The sequence below is a fragment of the Melioribacteraceae bacterium genome (assembly GCA_035362835.1).
Taxonomy (GTDB): domain Bacteria; phylum Bacteroidota; class Ignavibacteria; order Ignavibacteriales; family Melioribacteraceae; genus DSXH01.
On sequence record DAOSDY010000001.1, the window covers coordinates 1,519,637 to 1,539,692 of the forward strand.

Annotated in this window: 18 protein-coding genes; 9 read left to right on the plus strand and 9 right to left on the minus strand. The window is 39.9% G+C overall.

The genetic code is table 11. The annotated features are described in order from the left end of the window. Nucleotides 1-57 precede the first annotated feature (57 nt). Both PLZ15_06385 and PLZ15_06390 read right to left on the minus strand, forming a co-directional pair. On the minus strand, nucleotides 58-2,088 hold the full coding sequence (locus PLZ15_06385) for a M56 family metallopeptidase (protein HOI29374.1): 2,031 nt from the start codon (nucleotides 2,086-2,088) through the stop codon (nucleotides 58-60). Then, nucleotides 2,085-2,474, minus strand: coding sequence for a BlaI/MecI/CopY family transcriptional regulator (locus tag PLZ15_06390; GenBank protein HOI29375.1), 390 nt, complete (start codon nucleotides 2,472-2,474; stop codon nucleotides 2,085-2,087). The genes PLZ15_06385 and PLZ15_06390 overlap by 4 nt, the downstream gene beginning before the upstream one ends. A 173-nt stretch (nucleotides 2,475-2,647) precedes the next feature. On the opposite strand from PLZ15_06390, the gene PLZ15_06395 reads away from it, so the two are divergent. Further along, on the plus strand, nucleotides 2,648-3,814 hold the full coding sequence (locus tag PLZ15_06395) for a threonine synthase (protein HOI29376.1): 1,167 nt from the start codon (nucleotides 2,648-2,650) through the stop codon (nucleotides 3,812-3,814). Nucleotides 3,815-3,901: 87 nt separating this feature from the next. Here PLZ15_06395 and PLZ15_06400 read toward each other — a convergent pair whose 3' ends face one another. Beyond that, complete coding sequence (locus PLZ15_06400; protein HOI29377.1) at nucleotides 3,902-4,990, minus strand: NHL repeat-containing protein; 1,089 nt, start codon at nucleotides 4,988-4,990, stop codon at nucleotides 3,902-3,904. A gap of 62 nt (nucleotides 4,991-5,052) precedes the next feature. After that, nucleotides 5,053-6,816, minus strand: coding sequence for a bifunctional UDP-sugar hydrolase/5'-nucleotidase (locus PLZ15_06405; GenBank protein HOI29378.1), 1,764 nt, complete (start codon nucleotides 6,814-6,816; stop codon nucleotides 5,053-5,055). A 392-nt stretch (nucleotides 6,817-7,208) separates the two neighbouring features. Between PLZ15_06405 and PLZ15_06410 the strand changes: the two genes are divergently transcribed. From PLZ15_06410 to PLZ15_06425, 4 genes are read left to right on the plus strand one after another with little or no spacing between them, the layout of a single operon-like run. Continuing rightward, nucleotides 7,209-7,778: an RNA polymerase sigma factor gene (locus tag PLZ15_06410; GenBank protein HOI29379.1), complete on the plus strand. Its 570-nt coding sequence runs from the start codon at nucleotides 7,209-7,211 to the stop codon at nucleotides 7,776-7,778. Between the two features lie 45 nt (nucleotides 7,779-7,823). Beyond that, nucleotides 7,824-8,798, plus strand: a complete 975-nt coding sequence (locus PLZ15_06415) for a HEAT repeat domain-containing protein (GenBank protein ID HOI29380.1) — start codon at nucleotides 7,824-7,826, stop codon at nucleotides 8,796-8,798. Nucleotide 8,799: 1 nt separating this feature from the next. Continuing rightward, nucleotides 8,800-9,951: a DUF4097 family beta strand repeat-containing protein gene (locus PLZ15_06420; GenBank protein ID HOI29381.1), complete on the plus strand. Its 1,152-nt coding sequence runs from the start codon at nucleotides 8,800-8,802 to the stop codon at nucleotides 9,949-9,951. Nucleotides 9,952-9,971: 20 nt separating this feature from the next. After that, the gene (locus PLZ15_06425; protein ID HOI29382.1) at nucleotides 9,972-11,168 is read left to right on the plus strand and encodes a hypothetical protein; all 1,197 of its coding nucleotides are present in this window, start codon (nucleotides 9,972-9,974) and stop codon (nucleotides 11,166-11,168) included. 50 nt (nucleotides 11,169-11,218) lie between these two features. Here PLZ15_06425 and PLZ15_06430 read toward each other — a convergent pair whose 3' ends face one another. The 3 genes from PLZ15_06430 to PLZ15_06440 are packed head-to-tail and all read right to left on the minus strand — an operon-like array spanning nucleotide 11,219 to nucleotide 12,678. Next, entirely contained in the window at nucleotides 11,219-11,476 is a 258-nt protein-coding gene (locus PLZ15_06430; GenBank protein ID HOI29383.1) for a hypothetical protein, read from the minus strand. Then, nucleotides 11,463-12,032: a sigma-70 family RNA polymerase sigma factor gene (locus PLZ15_06435; GenBank protein HOI29384.1), complete on the minus strand. Its 570-nt coding sequence runs from the start codon at nucleotides 12,030-12,032 to the stop codon at nucleotides 11,463-11,465. The genes PLZ15_06430 and PLZ15_06435 overlap by 14 nt, the downstream gene beginning before the upstream one ends. 13 nt (nucleotides 12,033-12,045) lie before the next feature. Beyond that, nucleotides 12,046-12,678 carry a hypothetical protein gene (locus PLZ15_06440; protein HOI29385.1) on the minus strand — a complete coding sequence of 211 codons (633 nt, stop codon included), beginning with the start codon at nucleotides 12,676-12,678 and terminating at the stop codon, nucleotides 12,046-12,048. Between the two features lie 25 nt (nucleotides 12,679-12,703). Here PLZ15_06440 and PLZ15_06445 point away from each other — a divergent pair, with 25 nt between their 5' ends. The 4 genes from PLZ15_06445 (at nucleotide 12,704) to prfA (ending at nucleotide 18,530) form a co-directional block, all read left to right on the plus strand. Beyond that, a complete protein-coding gene (locus PLZ15_06445) occupies nucleotides 12,704-15,094 on the plus strand; it encodes an ATP-binding protein (protein HOI29386.1) in 2,391 nt (796 codons plus the stop codon). A 55-nt stretch (nucleotides 15,095-15,149) separates the two neighbouring features. Then, nucleotides 15,150-16,058 carry a tRNA (adenosine(37)-N6)-dimethylallyltransferase MiaA gene (gene miaA, locus PLZ15_06450; protein HOI29387.1) on the plus strand — a complete coding sequence of 303 codons (909 nt, stop codon included), beginning with the start codon at nucleotides 15,150-15,152 and terminating at the stop codon, nucleotides 16,056-16,058. Next, complete coding sequence (locus PLZ15_06455) at nucleotides 16,055-17,371, plus strand: glycosyltransferase (GenBank protein ID HOI29388.1); 1,317 nt, start codon at nucleotides 16,055-16,057, stop codon at nucleotides 17,369-17,371. Before miaA ends, PLZ15_06455 begins: the two co-directional genes overlap by 4 nt. Before the next feature lie 82 nt (nucleotides 17,372-17,453). After that, nucleotides 17,454-18,530, plus strand: a complete 1,077-nt coding sequence (gene prfA, locus PLZ15_06460) for a peptide chain release factor 1 (GenBank protein HOI29389.1) — start codon at nucleotides 17,454-17,456, stop codon at nucleotides 18,528-18,530. 51 nt (nucleotides 18,531-18,581) lie between these two features. Here prfA and PLZ15_06465 read toward each other — a convergent pair whose 3' ends face one another. Both PLZ15_06465 and PLZ15_06470 read right to left on the minus strand, forming a co-directional pair. Then, nucleotides 18,582-19,019: a nuclear transport factor 2 family protein gene (locus PLZ15_06465; GenBank protein ID HOI29390.1), complete on the minus strand. Its 438-nt coding sequence runs from the start codon at nucleotides 19,017-19,019 to the stop codon at nucleotides 18,582-18,584. A gap of 54 nt (nucleotides 19,020-19,073) precedes the next feature. Then, nucleotides 19,074-20,039 (minus strand): N(4)-(beta-N-acetylglucosaminyl)-L-asparaginase, encoded by a 966-nt coding sequence (locus tag PLZ15_06470; protein ID HOI29391.1) that lies wholly within the window; start codon nucleotides 20,037-20,039, stop codon nucleotides 19,074-19,076. Between the last annotated feature and the right edge of the window lie 17 nt (nucleotides 20,040-20,056).

Sequence of the window (20,056 nt, forward strand, 5' to 3'; positions counted from 1 at the left end):
AAAAAGCGTCACTCTAGGAATGGTATGCCTGGACTGACGCTTCAGTTTAATTTTTACTCAATCATTAATTCTAATTTTGTTTTTCCCTTCTATTTTTTTCCCGGTGTGTTTTTCATACAGATCTTTGTATTTCTTATGTAAATCGGCCGAAACCCTCTTACCGTTCACTTCCATTTTATCCTCCGAGAGAACCAACTCGTCTATTTCGTCATCGCTGCCGATAATTCCATCCACAACAAGTTCAGCTTTCATTTCTTTTATAAAAGCTCCGAATTTTTTCATTTCGACACTGAACTCTTTCATCTTTTCGTTGAAACCTTTCATGTTCTCATTAAACTCTCCCATATTCCACTTATGTTCTTTCATTTTTTCGCGGAACTCTTCCATATTATTTTTTAAGTCATCTTTCCATTGATCCCATTCCTCCTCGTCGAATGCAATTGGAGGAACCGGAGGAATATGAATTGGGGGGATTTCAATTTTCGGGATGTGAATCGGTGGTACAACGAAAGAGTGATCTGCAAATCCATCCTTCAGTTCGTTCCTCAGGTCTTTCATCGCTTCGCGAAGTTCGGATAAGTCCGGTTGTGGTATATCGAACTCAAAATCAAAGTCAAAATTATCTTTCTGAAGATCTTTCATTTTATCCCGTAACTCTTTCATTTTTTCTTTGTAATCCCGAGCGATCTTCTGATACTCTTCTTTATTTTTTTTGTATTCCTGCAATTCATACTCGTATTCGTCAAATTTTTTCTGAATCTTGGATTCGTATCTGTTCAACTCGTTGTCCGGTACTTTTTCGCCGTTAATTGAAAGACTGATTAGTTTGCCATCCTCCAATCTTGCCTTATAACGGATCCTCTCGCCATTTTCCTTTTCCGTGAATCTTAAAGTCCGTTTTCCCTTTTTCAACCCGCTTGTATCCGGTGCTGAAAAAAAGTTTGGGTAAGTTTCAGTATTCGAATTATTATCGATTTCCGGTTCGATCGGATTGTTGAAGAAGGATGCGTAGTTAGTTTTTCCCTTCAAGTTTGCAAATGAATTGCCTGAGTATAAAGAAGCTACCGCCAGAAGAATTATAAGTGCAGCAAAGGCGGCGAATTTAATCCCGTAGGAGAGACGGTTGTTGGTTTTTCCGTTCATTCTTTTTATCCTCCTGTAAAGTTGTTTTCCATTTCCATTGGCGGCAAGGACTAGAGTTGACCGCCTGCCGCGAAACTCCTGTATGTTTAATAGTGCATTTGAATATAAAACTGTATCGCCGCATAGTTGCAATGCGATATCATCGCAGCAGTTTTCCCGCTCCCGGCGTATTATTGATGAGATCCACCAGACAGCTGGATGGTAAAAGAAAATTGCTTCTGCTAAACTCTGAAAAAGATTAACCAGAAAGTCATAACGTTTGATATGAGCCAGTTCGTGAGCAATTATTGCTTCAACCTGATTATGCGGAATGCCTGCAAGAATTCCTATCGGCAGCAGTATTAACGGTTTAAAATACCCGATTGCAACCGGAACATTAACAAGAACCGATTCCAATACCGAGACAGGCCGATTAATTTTTGCCCGGGCAGAAAGTGATTTAATTTTCTGATCCCAGAAATCCGGTAGATGGTTAACGCCCGAGCCTCGTAATCTCTGGACATAAATCACGCCGCCGGCAAACCGGAACGAAAAAAACAATAGCCCTGCTATCCATACAAAAAATATTTCTGTTCTGTAAAAGTCAAAAAAAGATTTCGATTCATTAAAAATATTCGAGAAGACGTAAGATGTGCCTGACTCTGTCTCATTTTCAATTTCAATTAAGCCTAAGACTTGTACTCTCGTTTCTTCTGATTGAGTACCCGGACCGGGATTCTTATCGGTTGAATATACTTCTGAAAACGTAGCCATTGAACATATAACGAAGAATAAAAGAGCAGCGACAGATATTTTATAGAGCAGCCTCGAATTCTTTTTTTGAAGAATTGAAAGGGCTATTCCAAGAACAAGGGAAATAATGAGTCCCTGCCAGATTGAATGAAAAATTGTTAATCCGACGGCTTCAATAAAATTTTCCGGGATTAAATTGTAAATAAAGTTCATTGATCCCCCCGATCAATGTTATTAATCAGTTCTCTGATTTTATTCAATTCATCTTTGGAAGGTTTGCTGTTGCCGAGAGCCTGCATAACAAGTTTGGCCGCCGATCCGCTGAAAGCCGTTTCAAGAAGTTTATCGATTAATGCCGTCTGAATCTGATCCTCCTCAAGCGAAGCTGAATAGACATGACTTCTTTCCTCCTCATTCCTTTTAACCAGACCTTTATCGAACATGATCTGCATCAGCTTGAGTGTAGTTGTGTATCCGACATCTTTTTTCTGATTCAGATTTTCATTTACTATTTTAACTGTAGAAGGTCCGTTCCTCCATAAAATCTGAAGTATCTCAAGCTCAGAATCAGTCGGCTTCGGAATCTGTTTCTTACTCATATAAAACTCCGGATCTTTGAATATTCAGACGCCCGGTTATACGAAAGGTTTCGTAGTATGCGAAAAAAAATCCGGTACCTTTTTTATTACCCCCTATATGGTTGAAAAATGTGGAAATTTTAGAAAATTCCTTTGATTTGATTATTTTCCAAATGAATAATGTGGGGAATTTCATGAATTACTATTCTCACCTTGAATGCGGTTATTGCAAAAAAACTTTTGATAAAAACAGAATCTGGAATTTATGCCCCGATTGCGGGAAACCTCTGCTTGCAAGGTATGATGTTGATTCAGCAAGAAAAGTATTTAAAAAAGAAATATTGAAGGAGAGAGAAAAAACTCTCTGGCGGTATTCTGAAATGCTTCCTCTCGAAAATCAGAAATTCAGATTGTCTTTGGGCGAAGGATTTACTCCACTGATTAAATCCACAACTCTTGGTTTCGAATCAGGAATAAAAAATCTTTACATAAAAGATGAGGGATTAAATCCGACTACATCGTTCAAAGCGAGAGGATTATGTGTCGCGATTTCCAAAGCATATGAACTCGGCATCAGGGAAGTATCTATACCATCTGCGGGAAATGCTGCGGGCGCGATGAGCGCATATGCGGCTCTTGCCGGAATGAAATCGTTTGTCTTTATGCCTAAAGATGTGCCTGAACCTTTTATTGCTGAATGTAAGGCTCTTGGTGCGGAAGTAACTCTTGTTAATGGATTAATTAATGATTGCGGTAAACTTGCCGCCGAAGGCGTAAAAGAATTCGGCCGCTTCGATGTATCTACTCTGAAAGAACCTTTCAGAATTGAAGGGAAGAAAACAATGGGATATGAGATTGCAGAACAGTTGAACTGGAATCTTCCCGATGTAATAATCTATCCGACAGGTGGCGGAACCGGACTCGTAGGAATGTGGAAAGCGTTTGACGAGATGGAAAAACTAGGATGGATCGGCTCTAAACGTCCGCGTATGGTCTCTGTTCAATCATCCGGATGCGCTCCGATGGTAAAAGCATTTGAAGAAGGAAAAGAATTTGCCGAAATGTGGAAAGGCGCTAAGACGGTTGCCGACGGATTACGTGTCCCGGCCGCTATAGGCGACTTCCTGATACTGAGAGCAATAAGAGAAAGTAACGGAACAGCAGTATCTGTTACCGATGAAGAGCTTGTAAACTCCGCAAAACAGATCGGAAGAACTACCGGAATCTTCGCCTCTCCTGAGGGAGGCGCAACGCTGGCTGCAATGAAAAAAATGAAATCAATCAATTGGATCAAAGATGACGAAACAGTAATTCTCTTCAATACGGGAAGCGGACATAAGTATATGCATCTTTATAAATGATCAATTAATCTGTTTACGTTATGCCTAATAGAGCATCTATTTATAATTCACCGCGAACTCTGCGTATTACTCTGCGATCTTCGCGTGCTAATCTTTTTTATCTGAGGTTATTACTCTTATTCTAAAATTTTTTGAATCAATTACATAAATTTTATTTTCTGCATTATCCAGAACTATTCCGCGAGGGTAATTGAATTTGGATAACATTCCATCGCCATCAGCAAATCCGGGTGTCCCATCTCCGGCAACTGTTGTAACGATTCCATCAAGATTTACTTTTCTAACCCTATTACCGAACGTATCGCTGAAATAGATTTCTTCATCAAACGATACCGAAAGTTCTGTTGGTGTATTCAACATTGAGGACTCATAATCACCGTCAGAGAATCTCCCGTTACTCCATCCGGATTCTCCTGACCCGGCAACAGTTGTAACATTCCGGAAGTTATCGATCTTCCTGATTCTATGATTAAGCGCATCTGCAACATAAACATTTCCATAAAGGTCGCATACAACTCCGCAAGGAGTAAAGAATCTGGCTTGGTCAGAATGACCATCAACGCAACTACCTTTGCTATCAGGACCAATATCACTGCCGCCGCCCGCATAAGTCGTAACATTCCCATCGGGAGCAATTTTTCTAATGCGGTGATTCCAGCTGTCCCCCACAAATAAATTCCCGTAGCCGTCTATTGCGATTCCCCGCGGAAAATTGAATTGTGCCTTGCCTGAAAATCCATCTGCAAATCCGGGCTGACCTGATCCGGCAAAAGTCGTAACAATTCCATCGCTATCTACTTTGCGGATTGTGTGATTAAGAAAGTCGGCAACGAAAAAATTTCCGTTATAGTCGGTACAAATTCCTGTCGGCGAATTGAAAGTTGCTGACAGGCGGTCACCGTCATTATTCCCGGCCTCTCCGATTCCGGCAAATGTAGATACTTTTCCGTCAATGCTGATTTTCCTGATACAGTTATTGCCTGAATCGGCTATGTAGATATTTCCTTCCTTGTCAATACAAATTCCGAATGAACCGTTGAACTTTGATCCGGTTAAAGTTCCGTTAACAAATCCGGAATCTGTGCCGGCAAATGTAGAAACCGAATATTGAGCTAAGAGAGATGAGTGCAGAACAAAAAAAGTAAATAGAAGAGGTTTAATGCTTTTTTTAAACATTTTTTTCCTATACCGAACGAATGAATTGAATGAAGGCATTTATTCCTGCTATCTCATTAAAATCAATTGCCAAACAAAATTTTATAATCTTTTTCTTTTCCATTCTGCCACCATTCATCCGGTATAACCTTCCAGTTTTCAGTTGTCTTTGGAGTGTAAACCCTCATCTTCTCAATCCATTTGATAGCATAATATCTGAGGTCTTTATCTGTCGAAGTAATAATTCTTTTTGTAATATCTTCCTTAGCAATTCCTGCACCGGCAATCAGATGGTTTCCGCCACCGTTTCCTCTGTAAGAGTTTACCGCCACCGTATATGTTTTATTCAAGTCGAATGGTTCGCCGCTACTTAGCGTCGAAATTGAAATTCTGCTTCCGACAGTTTTCGAAACGTCAACTGTGTAATTTATTCCCGCAGCACAATCAAAATTGTAAAAAGGTTCTTTTAATTGCGGCGACTGGTTGCGCGAATCATATTTAATGTTTCCTTTTTCGTCTGTGCTGAACAATAAAAGATGGTCATCGGCATTTTTCATTTCTTTGAACCAGAGCCGGTAAGAAAACTCGAGATAATTTTTTATTTCTTTTCCTGTTAACCGCATTGTGTAAAGGAGATTTTCGTACCTGTAGAGTTTAAACAAAGTGCCGACGTTTACCTCGCCTTTTTTAACAAGAGCATTAAGAGTAAGCGGAGCCGTGAATGAAACCTGTGCGCCGGTAATAGAAAGCTGTAAATCGTGAACAAAATCGGCAAAAGAATTATCTCCGAACAAAGCCGGGCGTGAGCTTAAATCCTCTGCAAATATGCCGATCGGACGTGAGACATATTTTTTTATTTCTTCAAACTGATTATTGAATTTATCCAGGAATTCCTGGTCCGGTTTATAGTTTCGTGCTTCAACAATTTCACCGGTTATCTCTTTTTCCCATTTATTCTCTTCTTTGTTAAAAGTTAAAACACAATTAGCCACAGCAACATCTCGGCCGGAATTTAATCCTCCCAGAATCTGAACATCCTCACCGAGCGGATTTTTCTCCTTAAAGTTCCATCCTCTGTGATCATGTCCTACGAAAATAATATCAAAACCGGGGACGCGTTGTGCAATTAATTTAGATGCATTTTCGTTTTTATCGTCGTCTCCATTTTGATCTCCGTAAGTGTAATCAATACCGCTGTGAAATAATCCAATTATCAAATCCGGCTTTTCTTTTTCATTAATTATCTCAATCCACTTCTGTGCGGATTTAATCATGTCCTCCCATTCAATTCCCTCCCAGAGGTTCTCAGGCAGCCAGTAAGGAATATGCGGAGTGATTAAACCAAGAATAGCAATTTTAACGCCTTGTTTATTTATAACGGTATATGGTGTGAAATACGGCTTGCCGATTTTTGCGTCGATTGCATTCGCCGCCATCCAGGGAAAGTTTAATTGCTTGTTAAATCTGTCATACACAGGATGACCCGTTTCAATATCGTGATTGCCAATGGCAGCTGCATCATACTTCATAAAGTTCATTACATCGGCAAGCAGGTGGGATGCGTCTGTTTTTTCAAAATTATAATAATAAACAGCAGGTGTTCCCTGGAGAATATCACCCCCGCTCAGTAAAATTACTTCCTGATCAGTCTTTGATCTCTCCTGTTTTATATAGGAATAAATATGAGCGACCGAGCTGTTTGTCCCGCGCATTTCTGTAAAATCATATGGAAAAATTGCTCCGTGTTCATCTGTGCTTTCAATAATTTTTAGTTTTACGGTCTGTGCTGCAATAATAGAAGAAATAATAAATAGAAGGATAGTTAAGAGGTATAATTTCTTTTTCATGATAACTTTTCCAATTGAATGATACAAATATAGCTAAGTGTGCAAATCAAGGTAAGGGGAAATAATTAATTTTCGTTTACGCGAGATGAAATTATTTCTGCAATTTCAAGTATGAGATTTCGATTTTTATGGTCAACATCTTGCTTAAATAATAATGGTGGGATTTTTTATGAGCCGGAGAGAAGATACTAGCAATACAGGTTGCTTTATTGAGAGCATAAAAATTCTAACTTAAAAGAAGAGCTTTTCCTCAAAATCCTTCACTTTTACCCTAATTTCTAAACATTTTCTCATTAAACCCATAATATTCTTCATTCTGCGTCTAAATTTCTGCATTTTATATACAACCTTTTTTCTGGCAACAAAGTCAAACAAAATAGAAAAGTAAAAAGATGAGCTTGAACGATACTCAATTAATCACAAATGCACAGAAGGGGGATATGGCGGCTTTTGAAGAGCTGGTTTTTAAGTACGATAAACATGTTCTCAACATGGCCAAATCGTTCAGAAACAGCGATGACGACGCCAAGGATATCTATCAGGAGGTCTTTATAAGAGTGTACCGTGGACTGAAAAATTTTCAGTTCAAAAGCGAGTTCTCAACCTGGCTCTACAGAATTACTGCAAATGTTTGTATCACATATCAGAACCGGAAAAAGCAGCATGAATCGATTGACAGGGAAATCGGTTACGATGACGAGACGACAACAACTTTCGCGGAGCAGCTGCCGGGAGAATTGAGAACAGATGATAAGGCTGTGGGATCGGATCTGTCGAAACATATTAACAATGCTCTCGAAACATTGCCGCCTCAGCAGAAAATGGTTTTCACTCTTAAATATTATCAGGATTATAAGATTAAAGAAATTGCCGAAATTATGAAGTGCAACGAAGGAACAATTAAACGGTACCTTTTTACAGCAACAAATAAAATGAGAGAAAAATTAAAAGGTTTGAAATAAGTAACATTGTCATTCTGATTGTAGGTGAATGGCAGGAGTAATAAAATGAAAAGAGAAAAATTTTTGGAACTTGCTCAGCTTTACCTGATGAACGAACTCGATAATGAAAAAAGGATCGAAGTTGAGAATATTATTTTGGAAAACGATGAGTTTAGTAGAGAGTTCGATTCACTGAAACAGTTTTATGAGGCTTTTCAGTCGAACCGTCCCCCTGAAACAGATGAACGGCTTCTTGTATCTGCGAGGAATGAACTGATGCGGTCAATAAGAAATGAAGCGGCAAAGGAACCTGCAGAGAATAAAATTCTTGCATGGCTCAAAAATATTTTTGTTGTGAACTATAAAATCTCTTTCGGTTCCTTAACCCTGCTGTTTATCGGCGTCTTTGTTGGTTACTTCCTCTTTTATTCATCAAATAATCTTCCCGTAGCTACTAATACTCAATCGGTGGACCTGGATAATATTGAATCCTACGAAACCAGAATATCCAACATAAAAATTCCAAATCCTTTCTTTGAAGGTGGAGAGATAGAAGTTTTGTTCGGCGGAGTCGGGGGGACCTCACCGATCAGCTATAAAGGGAGACCAGACGACCCGGTAATACAGCGTGCTCTGGCAACCGCCCTTGTAACACAGGAGAATCCCGGTTTAAAATTAAGAACAGTAAATACAATTGCTACGCAGATCGAACAGGAACAGTTTATTCCCGATCCCAAGGTTAAAGAAGCACTTATAACCGCGCTGAAGACCGACGACAATCCGGCCGTCAGGAGAGAGGCACTTAATGTTCTTCAAAAATTTCCATTCGATCCGGAAGTCCGCGATGCATACCTGTTCGTTCTTTCGAACGATACTAATTCCGGACTTCGTGTTTCAGCGATCAATGCTCTTGCTAATCTGAAAGTTCAGGGTAATTCGCTGGATGAAAAAGTAATCAACGTGTTAAATAGAAAAGCGGAAAGTGATCAGAGTGATTTTATTAGACTGAGAGCCGCATCGCTAATTAAGGAGGTTAATTAATATGAAAACGAGAAATTTTCTAACCGTGCTTTTTGTACTCCTCTGTTCCGCTGTCTATACAAGCGGTATTGGTAATGACCTTCAGGATTTTACAAAATCCTTTAAGGTGAATAAGGGAGGCAAAATGATTATCGATATTAATCCCGGATCGATAAGTTTAACAACATGGGATAAAAATGAAGTCTATGTCAAAGTTAAAAATGTTGAAAGCAATGAAGTGAAAAACGTTGAAGTGTTTCTGGAAGGAAATAATGTTGTTGTAAAATACAGCTCCGAGTGGGGATGGGGCGAGGAAATTGAGCTCGAAGCAAATATTCCTTTGCAATTCAACATAGATGCTAAAACTACCGGCGGGGACATATTAGTAAAAGGAAATGTTATAGGAAATGTTGAACTCATTACGATGGGCGGCGATATTTCAACAAAAAATGTTAAGGGAAAAGTAAAAATTAATACGCAGGGCGGTGACCTCTCTGTTGGAAATATTGAAGGAGGACTACTTCTTTCAACAATGGGCGGAGATATTACTATTGGTGAAGTTATCGGCGAAACTGCAAAAGTAAATACGATGGGCGGGGATATTAGGGTGTCGAAAGCGCTTTCCGGAATCGAAGCAGTTACCTACGGCGGTGATATCGATGTTAAAAATCTTGGAGGTGATTCCCAGCTTAAGACTATGGGCGGTAGCGTTGAAATTGAGAATTTTAACGGAAGGGTCGCAATGCAGACTTTCGGAGGAAACCTTGTTGTTAAAAGCGGTTCAGGATTCGTTGATGCTTCCACAAATGCAGGCGATATAATTCTTCAAAATATTTCAGGCAATGTGAATGCAAGGTCAACGTCGGGAAATGTTTCGATTAGTATCAATCCTTCGGCAGGCAGTTCAAGCAATATCCAGGTTAATAACGGCAGGATAGAAATTAATCTTCTGCCGAACGCTAAAGCAACTGTCGAGGCTGAAATAAGAGTAAGAGGCAACTGGAAGTATATGAAAAATGATTTCAAAATCCAGTCCGAGTTTGAAGCAAAATCATATACCACCGATGATAAGGAGCGTAAAATAAGAGCCCTTTATGATATAAACGGCGGTGGCGGTAAAATCTATGCGAGTTCGAATAACGAAAACATAATTATTAAAAAGCTATCTAAGTAATAATGGACGGGGGACCAATCATGAAAAAGTTAATTCTAATATTCGTAATTACATTAATCGGTGTTGTCTTTATTGCGGCTGTGCCGGCATCACTCTCTTTTGAAAATCCGATGAAGCTTTCAAGGAAAAGCGGCTTAAACAATTTCATGGCCGAGAAAAAATATCAGAAGGATTTTAATGTAAAACCAGGAGGAGTTCTTACAATCGACCTCAGAACCGGAGGATCTATTTCTATTGAAGGGTGGAATAAAGATGTAGTAAGCGCGGATGTTACGGTTAAAGGCCGCGATTCAGAAGAAATTATTGTAGAAATGGAACAAAGCGGTAATGACGTTGAAATCAGCTCTTATTATGACGGTGATGACGACAGCTACAATTCAAATGAAAAAGTCGTGGTGAAAGTACCGAATAACTATAATGTTGAACTTAATACCATGGGCGGCGGAGTAAAGATCTATAATGTGAATGGAAAAATGAGCGGCAAAACTATGGGTGGCGAAATTGACCTTAAAAACCTTAAAGGCAATCTCGATCTCTCTACTATGGGGGGCGAAATTAGCGTTAAAGACTGCGAAGTGAACGGAAAAGTTCATACAATGGGCGGTGATGTACTTGTTGAAAATGTAACAGGCGATCTGAACGCTAAAACAATGGGCGGTAAAGTTAAACAGGTAAATGTGAAAAGCAGCAGCGGATCTACCGGCAGCGAAGTAAATATTTCTACTATGGGAGGCCCGATAGAAGTAGACCGCGCTCTCAACGGCGCTAAAGTTAAAACTATGGGGGGCGAAATTACTATTAACCATGCCGAAAAATTTGTGGAAGCCGAAACTATGGGTGGCGATATTGAAATAAAATCTGTCGATGGATCAATTAAAGCCCGGACAATGGGCGGAGACATTGAAGCCCGGATGATCGGCGATCCCGATAAAGGGGAAAGAAGCGTTTCTCTCACATCAATGGGGGGCGATATTACTTTAACAGTTCCTGCAGGCCTTTCGATGGACATAGAAGTTGAAATAGCTTTTACGAAAAAATATGAAGGAGATGTGAAAATTATAAGCGATTTCAAACTGAACGAAGAAGTGTCGAAAGAATGGATAAAAAATAAAGGTTCCGCGCGTAAAATATTGACCGGAAAAGCATCTGTGGATGGCGGTAAACATAAAGTTAAGATCAATACTATTAACGGAAATGTTTATCTGAAGAAAGGTTGAAACCGAAGTATTGTTTATTTAACCCGTACGGCAATGCTGTACGGGTTTTTTTATTCCTTCAATCCTAAAAAATCGAGCAGTCTGTTGTGTGCATCATCTGAAAGCTCAACGTTATATTTTTTGTAAAACTGAATTGTCGTTTCAACCGATTTAAAATAGTGCTGACAGTTATCGCATTTTTCAAGGTGAGCTTTTATCTCGATGCACTTTGGTGAATTTAATTCTTCGCCGAGGTTGTCGCAGATGTGAGTCATTACATCCTTGCATGTCGGCAATTCGGTTTTTATTGTTGTTTTATAGTCGTTCATACTTAAATCTCTCGTTTAATTCGTCTCTTAAAAAAGCTCTCGCCCGGTGAAGCCGGGATTTAACAGCAGGTACAGAAAGCTCTACAATTTTAGCAGTCTCCTCAGTCGATAATCCTTCAACGTCCCTCAAAAGAAAAACAATCCGGTACTCCGGCGCCAGTTTGTTAATTGATTCGTCCAGTATATTCTTTAGCTCGTTGTTCTCTGTTACACGGTCGGGAGTAACTTTCCAGTCGGCTATGTTCTTTTCGTCGATGAAAGCTTCATCGTCATCGAATGAAGTGAATCCCGATTTTGTTTCACTGCGCGCAAGCATCAGGCAGTGGTTTGCAACAACACGGTATAACCAAGTGGAAAGTTTCGATTGTCCGCTGAACTGGCCGATATTCTTAACCATGCTTAAGAATGTCTCCTGCATTGTGTGTTCGGCCCGATCCTTATTACGGCAGATTTTAAACGAGAAATTGTAGATCGTCTGTTCGTAATTCTTTACAAGTTCGGTCAGTGCTTTCCTGTCGCCGCGCTGTGCAAGTTCAATTAGTTTTAATTCTTCCATCAATATGATGCTCTTACTCCATTATAGTTTCAAATTTACTATCCAGGCTTTTCCAGAGATAAAGACTTGCTATGGAACAGTACGGGTGCCAGCCCATCTTTTTAGCAAGCTGTTCTATTCTTTTGCCGTCGGGTAATTTTTTGAGTCCGTAATTTAGCATAATTGACCGGCGTATTCCATGATCATTTACAGGAAGTATATCCGATCTTCCTAACGTGAATATCAGAAACATTTGTACGGTCCATAATCCGATTCCCTTTACCTTTGTAAGCACTTCTATAATCTGTTCATCACTCTTTTTTGCTAAACTATCCATATCTATTATTCCCTCTTTTACCTTCAGCGCAAGATCCTTTTCGTATTTTACTTTTGCATTCGACAGTCCAATCCGCCGGAGGATTAGATCGTCTTCTCTTTGAATTTTACCGGCAGAAGGATTTCCCTTAAAATGCTCTGTAAACCTCCTATAAATTGAGTCTGCGGCTTTTACAGATAACTGCTGGCCTATGATTGAGCGCAACAATGAATTGAAGTATTGCCCGTGAGGTTGTAAATTGCACCTGCCGAACTTTTTGATTAATGACGACATAATTTTGTCGTTTCTTGAGAGATGTTTTAAGGAATTATTTATTTCGGAATTATTCATTAATAAACTTTCAAAACCGGGTTAGATGGAAAATCAGTTATCTATAGTGTTGAGCAGAAACAAATTACTAAAAAATGTTGATATTAATAGAATCGACTACAGCGGTATTAAGGGAAAACTTATGACAATTTCAGAAGGACAAATCCTGTACCGCGAGGGAGACAATGCAGATACCATCTACCTGATTATTTCAGGCGAAATAAATCTCCTTAAAAAAAGAATGCTGGGCAAACCTAAATCATATATCTTTTCACAGGATGAATTTGTTGGCAACGATGAATATTTTGAAGAAACATCCCGATTCTCAACCGCCGTTGCATTAAGGGACTCTTACATAATCGCACTTTCGAAAAATGAGATTGAAAACCTGATTGAACAGGATGACCAGGTTTATGAAAATCTCCGTTTGCCGGCTGTTGAAATCGACACTGAAATAGAAAATCTAAAACCAACTTCCTCAGTAGATGATTTGAAAATCGGAAGTTCTACAAAGGAGGATTTTCAGCTTTCGGAAGAGAGTAAACCGGCAACCGGGGACGAAGATTTTTTTAAATCGATTGCCGATACAACCAGACCCGATACATCTAACCTGATTCAACCTATAGAAGAATCGAGCGTTCCGGATCAGACAACGCCGGAACCGGTTGACGAAAAAAGCCCGGATTTTGAACTGAATGCCTTTCTTAATGAAGACGGGATCCCAAAGTCGGAAGTTGACCTTACTGAAACAGAAGAATCTTCAACTCCGGCTGAAACCGGATCAGTATTACAGAAAGAGGAAGATTTTCTGTTCAATGAATACACCATGCTGAATGAAGACGGTATTCCAAAACCTGAATTTGAATTACCCGAAACAGAAAATATAAAACCTCCGCCCGAACCGGTTTTTAATGATCTTGATGAAGCTCTGTTCAGCCTGCTTAGCGGTGAAGCGACTCTCCCTGAACCCGATGTTACCGGAAATTTACACGATGCAAACCCGGCAGAGGAATTCTTCGATGTAAACCGGATACCGGCTGAAAAACCGTTGGAGAAAATTGTTGAACCGGAAGAAATTAAAGAAATTATTCCAGAGCCGGAACCAATTTCTGAATCCTCTGAACCGGTTGAGACCTTTCCATCGTTTAACGATTTTGAATCCGAAGAAATTTTTGAGGAAGCAGATAAGAACCTTGCTCAGCTTATTCAACCAGATGAACCGGAAAAAATACTTCCATCATTTAATAAGGAAGACGCTATGAATAATGATCAGCTTCAGATGATTATAAAAGCCGCCGAGCTTGTTAATTCAACTATCAAGATCGATGAAGTATTGAAAAACATTGTTGAGGTTGCAAGTAATCTTACTAATGCAGACAGGGGAACTTTATATCTGGTTGACAGAGAAAAGGGCGAACTCTGGTCTCTTATAGCCATGGGAAGCGAACGGAAGGAGATTCGGGTAAAATTAGGCGAAGGATTATCCGGATTTGTTGCTAAGACAGGAGAAATATTAAATATAAAAGACGCACGCAGCGATCCGAGATGGCGCTCGGATTTTGATAAAACAAGCGGATATGTTACAAAAACCGCTCTAACATTTCCGATTCATAATAATAAAGACGAAATTATTGGCGTTCTGCAATTGCTGAACAGCAGAAATGGCGAGTTCTCCAAACTTGATGAAGAGTTGTTGAATGCTATGTCGATTCATTCGGCTCTCGCTCTTCAGAATGCCGAAATGGTTGAAAAACTTCTTCAGGTGGAAAGAGTTCAGTCTCTTGGCAAAATGGCGAACTTCCTTATTCAGGATATTAAAAAGCCGATTCTCGTTAGCAAACGGTATGTTGAACACCTTAAAAGTAAATCCCTTTCTCCCGATAACGCTCAGATTGTCGATATGCTTCACGAACAGTTGAGTCAGGTGGCGGATCTTGTTCAGACTACATCAAGCTATTCGGAAGGAAAAACGATTCTGCGCACTCTTACGGTTAGCATTAATAATACGCTGGCCGACTATGCTTCGAGAATAGGAGCTTATGTTGAATCCAGAAACTGCCAGATTGTTGCAGAATATGATAAGGATATTACTGTTAAACTTGACGTGAAAGAATTTTATCAGTGTTATATGCATCTCGTTAAAAATGCCTGCGATGCTATGCCTGACGGCGGCAATATTTATGTCTCTACTAAACGGGACGATAAAGAGAAAAAGATTAAAATATTTGTAAGGGATAACGGCCTCGGTATAGCCGATAGTCTGAAATCAAAAATCTTCGAACCGTTTTTTACACAGGGTAAAAAAGAAGGTGCCGGCCTCGGCCTCTCCATAACTAAAAAGGTCGTCGAAAGCCACAACGGTAAAATTGATGTTCAGAGCTCTCTGGGCGAAGGCGCCACATTTATTATTACGCTTCCAACTGCTTCTTCAATATGATAGCGGTTTTCCTTTTAAACAAATTAGTTCACATTCCTGAATTAAATTGAAGACTATGTCGTATAACCTGATTACAATTCTGGGACCTACCGCTTCGGGAAAAACAGGATTAGCCGCACTGCTGGCCAACAAATTTGACGGCGAAATTATTTCTGCCGACTCCCGGCAGGTTTACAGAAAGATGGATATCGGTACGGGGAAAGATCTGGATGATTATAATGTTGATGGGAAAAATATTCCGTATCATTTAATCGATGTTATTGATCCGGGCGGTGAGTTCAATCTCTTCCTCTTTAACTCGATGTTCTTTGATTCCTGCCATTCAATAGTTAACCGCAATAAAATCCCTTTTCTTGTAGGTGGAACAGGACTCTTTTTACACTCAATCCTTACCGGGTATGAGTTAAACCGGATTGAATTCAGCCAGAAACGATTTAATGAATTATCCAAGCTGAAGATTGAACAGCTGAGAGAGATGCTCCTTTCTTTGAATCCAAAACTTCACAACAGTACGGATCTTCTCATTAAAGAAAGAATTGTAAAAGCTGTAATGATTGCCGAGAATAAAAGTTTTTCGCCTGTCGATAATAAAGTTGAAATGAAATCCCTGACGATTGGAGTGAGAAATGAGAGAAACATTATTAAAGAAAGAATTACAGAGAGACTGAAGAAGAGATTGAAGAACGGAATGATTGAAGAAGTTCAGGGTCTGATAAATGGCGGCATTACATTGAATAAACTTCTCTTCTTCGGCCTGGAATACAAATTCATCGGCAAATATATTTCCGGCGAACTATCATATGACGAAATGTTTAATCAACTCAATTCCGGAATCCATAATTTTGCAAAACGGCAAATGACGTGGTTCAGGAAAATGGAAAAAGAGGGAATCATTATTAACTGGATTGACGGTGCGGATTATCATGCCGCTGAAAACATTATCGCCCGGAATTACTTCGCATGATAGAAATCCCGCTTAACCCGGATAACCTTCCGCCGGATGTTGTAAAATACCTCAGAAAATACTCGGGCACAAAATGGAAGGTAAAACTTCCGTCAGTAAAAAAATTCCTTAATATAATTGTAGTGCCCGCTATCTCTGAATATCAGAATATTAAATCATTTCCCGGTTCTCTGCTACAGTCGGACGATAAGCATTTTGAATCAACATTAGTTCTTTTTGTTATCAACGCGAAAGATGATTCCCCCGAAGATGTGAAATCGGATAATTCTAAATCGATTGACTTTCTAAACAATTTCAACACCGGTAATAACCTGTCAATCGGTTTTATCGATGCTTCTTCAAACGGACTTTCTATGCCGGTCAAAGAGGGTGGAGTTGGACTTGCCAGAAAGATCGGAATGGACCTTGCCCTTACGCTTTTTGATTATTCCTCCCTTCGCAAAAAACTGATGATCTGTCTTGATGCCGACTGTAGAGTAGAAGCTAATTATCTGTCTGAAATAGTTGATTATTTTAATAATGAAAAGATCTCCGCGGCTGTTGTAGAATACAGGCACCAGCTTCCGGAAAACGAGAACGATAGAAGAGGAATAATTGCTTACGAGATTTTTCTGCGTTATTATGTGGCCGGATTGTTCTATGCGGGCTCTCCGTTTGCATATCATTCGGTCGGTTCTACGATGGTTTGCGATTACGAAAGTTATATCAAAGTCGGCGGGATGAATAAAAGAAAAGCAGCTGAGGATTTTTATTTTTTGGAGAAACTTGCAAAGATAACCGAGATTAAAAAAATTAAGAGTACAACGGTACATCCGTCAAGCAGGGAGTCCTGGCGCGTTCCTTTCGGTACAGGTCAGAGGATGAACCGTTTCAATGCGGGTACTCATAACGAATATCTCCTTTTTGATCCGCGCCTGTTCGATCTCCTTAAAACCTGGCTGGAAATTTATTACGGTTCCGATTTTATGCCGGCTGCGGAATACCTGCAAAAAGCAGACTCGATTCATCCGGAGATCGCTGCATTTCTTAAACAGAATTTGTTCGAAAGTCAGTGGGATGCAATAATAAGTAATTCTCGGAATCCGGATCAGATCAAAAAACAAAAAATGATCTGGTTCGACGGATTCAGAACAATGAAACTTGTCCATCACCTTAGAGACAATGTCTATCCATTGATAAATATGTTCGATGCCCTTGATCTTCTATTTAAACGAATGAACTATGAAATCAGCCTTAACCGAACCGATTCTATTCCTTCAATTGATATTCAGCTGGAATATTTAAAAGGGTTAAGGATTCTTAACAATCGTTGATAGCCGGCCATCAATTTTGTTACACTAAACTTTCGTATATTTTGCCCGCTTTTTCAACGGAAATCATGTTTATAGAGGATGTATGGAGCTTCATCAAAAATTAAAAGCTATTAAAGAAAAGTACGATAGAATCAACGAACAACTTTCCGATCCTAATATTATGTCGGATCAGTCGAAGTATATTTCTTTGAGCAAGGAAAGAACACAGCTGACTGAGATTGTAGATGCTTTCATTAAGTATGATACTCTTATCAGAAATATTAAAGGAAACGAAGAAATTCTGGAAACATCCGACGACAGGGAATTGAACGAGATTGCAGAGAACGAACTTAAAGAGCTTAAGGAAATCAGGATCAGTATGGAAGAGGAAATTAAATTGCTTCTTATCCCAAAAGATCCCGATGACGATAAAGATGTAATTATGGAAATCCGTGCGGGTACAGGAGGTGAAGAAGCCGGATTGTTTGCTGCTGATCTTTACCGGATGTATTCCAGGTATGCCGAAACACGCGGCTGGAAAAAAGAATTGATAGATATAAACGAATCAGGCGGATTGGGCGGAATAAAGGAAGTCGTATTCAGTTTGATAGGAGCCGGTGTTTACGGTGATCTAAAATTTGAAAGCGGCGTTCATAGAGTTCAAAGGGTTCCTGCTACCGAAACCAGCGGAAGAGTTCATACTTCTGCAGCTTCTGTTGCCGTATTGCCCGAAGTTGAGGACGTTGAAGTGGAAATTAATCCTAATGATCTAAGGATTGATGTTTATAGAAGCGGCGGTGCCGGCGGTCAGAATGTCAATAAAGTTGAAACGGCTATCCGCATAACGCACTTACCTACTGGACTTGTTGTTCAATGCCAGGATGAGCGCTCACAATTGAAAAACCGTCAAAAGGCGATGAAGGTTCTTAAAGCCAGATTGTATGATATGAAAACCCAGGAGCAGAATAATGAAATTGCTCAGCAGAGAAAATTGATGGTTAAAAGCGGCGATAGAAGCGATAAGATTAGAACTTACAATTACCCCCAGAACAGAGTTACTGATCATAGAATCGGATTAACACTTTACAATCTTTCCGAAGTTATGGAAGGAGACATTGACGAATTCGTTGAAAAACTTAAACTTGCCGATAGAACAGAAAAACTTCAAAGCAGTTTTTAATTTTTCTGAAGTAATAGAAAGGCCGGTTGCTCTACCGGCCTTTTTTTAAGATTAATTCTTTACAAAATCCCACAGGACATTAACAATTCTCCACTCGCCGTTCCATTTGCTCATATGAATATAGTCGAAGAAACCTTTCGCAACCGTTCTAACACTCGCATTATTGCCTGTAATATCGAGTATTCTGAATTCAAAGATTCTCTGATCTGTGGGAATCGATTTTCCACCGCCGCTTCTTGTAATGTTGATAAGTGTTAAAGCGCTCATCTGATCGAGCCGCTGTCTGCCAGATTGCGGGTCGGTTCTTACAATTCTCTTTGCGAGTTCCGGGTGAAGTGCTTTCTCCATCATTTCCGGATTCCCCTCATAAAAGCCCTGGATATAATTCATAGCTGTCTGTCTGATTGCAAGAGAGTCTTCTTTTGTTTGTGCGTTGGTAAATACTGATGCTAATAAAAAAAACGAAAGTATCAAAAGTGTTTTTCTCATGACTAACCCTGATTTGTTTACGCCATTTTAGACGCAGCAGTTATGAACCGGTTTTCACTTTATTAAATAGTCACTTTTAAATGCCCTGTTGTATTCAGGAGTTGTAACACAATAAGTAAATCCTTTGCGGAGCGAGTAAGCCCCAACTTCACCGCTCTTCGATAATCCGATGTAGCAAACATTAACATCCGTGAGGTTTTTGCTGGATTTATAGATTCTTTCAACGGCTAGTTCGCAAGCTTTCTGTGGGGAGTATTCATCCCTCATCTTTTCTACAATTAAAAAACTCCCGAGAGTTCTCATTACATATTCACCGTTTCCGGTAGAAACAGCGCCGCCAACCTGATTATCTACAAACATTGCGGCTCCGATAATCGGTGAATCGCCTACGCGGCCGTGAAGTTTAAACCCCATTCCGCTTGTTGAAACACCACCGCTCATATTTCTGAATTTATCAATTGAAAGCATACCGATCGTATCATGATTCTCTGTTTTCTCTTTTTGCTCTTTCCATTTTAACCAGGCCTCTCTCGCCCTGTCAGTCAATAGGTTCTCCTCTTTGAATCCGTTTTCAAGCGCAAACTTTCTGGCCCCTTCTCCTGCAAGCATAACATGATTTGTTTTTTCCATTACAAGCCTGGCAACTGAAATCGGGTGCATAATATTCTGAAGAAAAGCTACCGAACCTGCGTTCCCGTTCCAGTCCATTACGGATGCGTCGAGCGTGACTATTCCATCGGCATCGGGGAGGCCGCCGTATCCCACCGATGTATCGTTTGGATCTGCTTCGGTAACCCGGATTCCCTGTTCTATTGCGTCGAGAGAGGAATTGCCGCCGTTCAGCAATTCCATTGCGCGAGCATTCGATTTTAGATTCGGCTCCCAGGTTGATACTACAATCGGCAACTCATTGGCGCTTGCTGTATTCGAAAAGACCCTTGATGTAGGCAACTGGTTTAGAAGTAATCCGCCGCCGGCAACGGCACCGGTTTTAAGAAATTTCCTGCGATCGATTTTCATTTTCTCTCCGGGAGTTT

What these genes read in the sequence shown, in the direction of transcription:
- PLZ15_06440 (HOI29385.1), bottom strand. Translation starts at nt 12,678, where the DNA reads ATGAATAATTCCGAAATAAATAATTCCTTAAAACATCTCTCAAGAAAC.
- PLZ15_06390 (HOI29375.1), bottom strand. Translation starts at nt 2,474, where the DNA reads ATGAGTAAGAAACAGATTCCGAAGCCGACTGATTCTGAGCTTGAGATA.
- PLZ15_06470 (HOI29391.1), bottom strand. Translation starts at nt 20,039, where the DNA reads ATGAAAATCGATCGCAGGAAATTTCTTAAAACCGGTGCCGTTGCCGGC.
- PLZ15_06405 (HOI29378.1), bottom strand. Translation starts at nt 6,816, where the DNA reads ATGAAAAAGAAATTATACCTCTTAACTATCCTTCTATTTATTATTTCT.
- miaA (HOI29387.1), top strand. Translation starts at nt 15,150, where the DNA reads ATGTCGTATAACCTGATTACAATTCTGGGACCTACCGCTTCGGGAAAA.
- PLZ15_06455 (HOI29388.1), top strand. Translation starts at nt 16,055, where the DNA reads ATGATAGAAATCCCGCTTAACCCGGATAACCTTCCGCCGGATGTTGTA.
- PLZ15_06425 (HOI29382.1), top strand. Translation starts at nt 9,972, where the DNA reads ATGAAAAAGTTAATTCTAATATTCGTAATTACATTAATCGGTGTTGTC.
- PLZ15_06415 (HOI29380.1), top strand. Translation starts at nt 7,824, where the DNA reads ATGAAAAGAGAAAAATTTTTGGAACTTGCTCAGCTTTACCTGATGAAC.
- PLZ15_06420 (HOI29381.1), top strand. Translation starts at nt 8,800, where the DNA reads ATGAAAACGAGAAATTTTCTAACCGTGCTTTTTGTACTCCTCTGTTCC.
- PLZ15_06445 (HOI29386.1), top strand. Translation starts at nt 12,704, where the DNA reads ATGGAAAATCAGTTATCTATAGTGTTGAGCAGAAACAAATTACTAAAA.
- PLZ15_06395 (HOI29376.1), top strand. Translation starts at nt 2,648, where the DNA reads ATGAATTACTATTCTCACCTTGAATGCGGTTATTGCAAAAAAACTTTT.
- PLZ15_06385 (HOI29374.1), bottom strand. Translation starts at nt 2,088, where the DNA reads ATGAACTTTATTTACAATTTAATCCCGGAAAATTTTATTGAAGCCGTC.
- PLZ15_06410 (HOI29379.1), top strand. Translation starts at nt 7,209, where the DNA reads ATGAGCTTGAACGATACTCAATTAATCACAAATGCACAGAAGGGGGAT.
- PLZ15_06435 (HOI29384.1), bottom strand. Translation starts at nt 12,032, where the DNA reads ATGGAAGAATTAAAACTAATTGAACTTGCACAGCGCGGCGACAGGAAA.
- PLZ15_06400 (HOI29377.1), bottom strand. Translation starts at nt 4,990, where the DNA reads ATGTTTAAAAAAAGCATTAAACCTCTTCTATTTACTTTTTTTGTTCTG.
- PLZ15_06465 (HOI29390.1), bottom strand. Translation starts at nt 19,019, where the DNA reads ATGAGAAAAACACTTTTGATACTTTCGTTTTTTTTATTAGCATCAGTA.
- PLZ15_06430 (HOI29383.1), bottom strand. Translation starts at nt 11,476, where the DNA reads ATGAACGACTATAAAACAACAATAAAAACCGAATTGCCGACATGCAAG.
- prfA (HOI29389.1), top strand. Translation starts at nt 17,454, where the DNA reads ATGGAGCTTCATCAAAAATTAAAAGCTATTAAAGAAAAGTACGATAGA.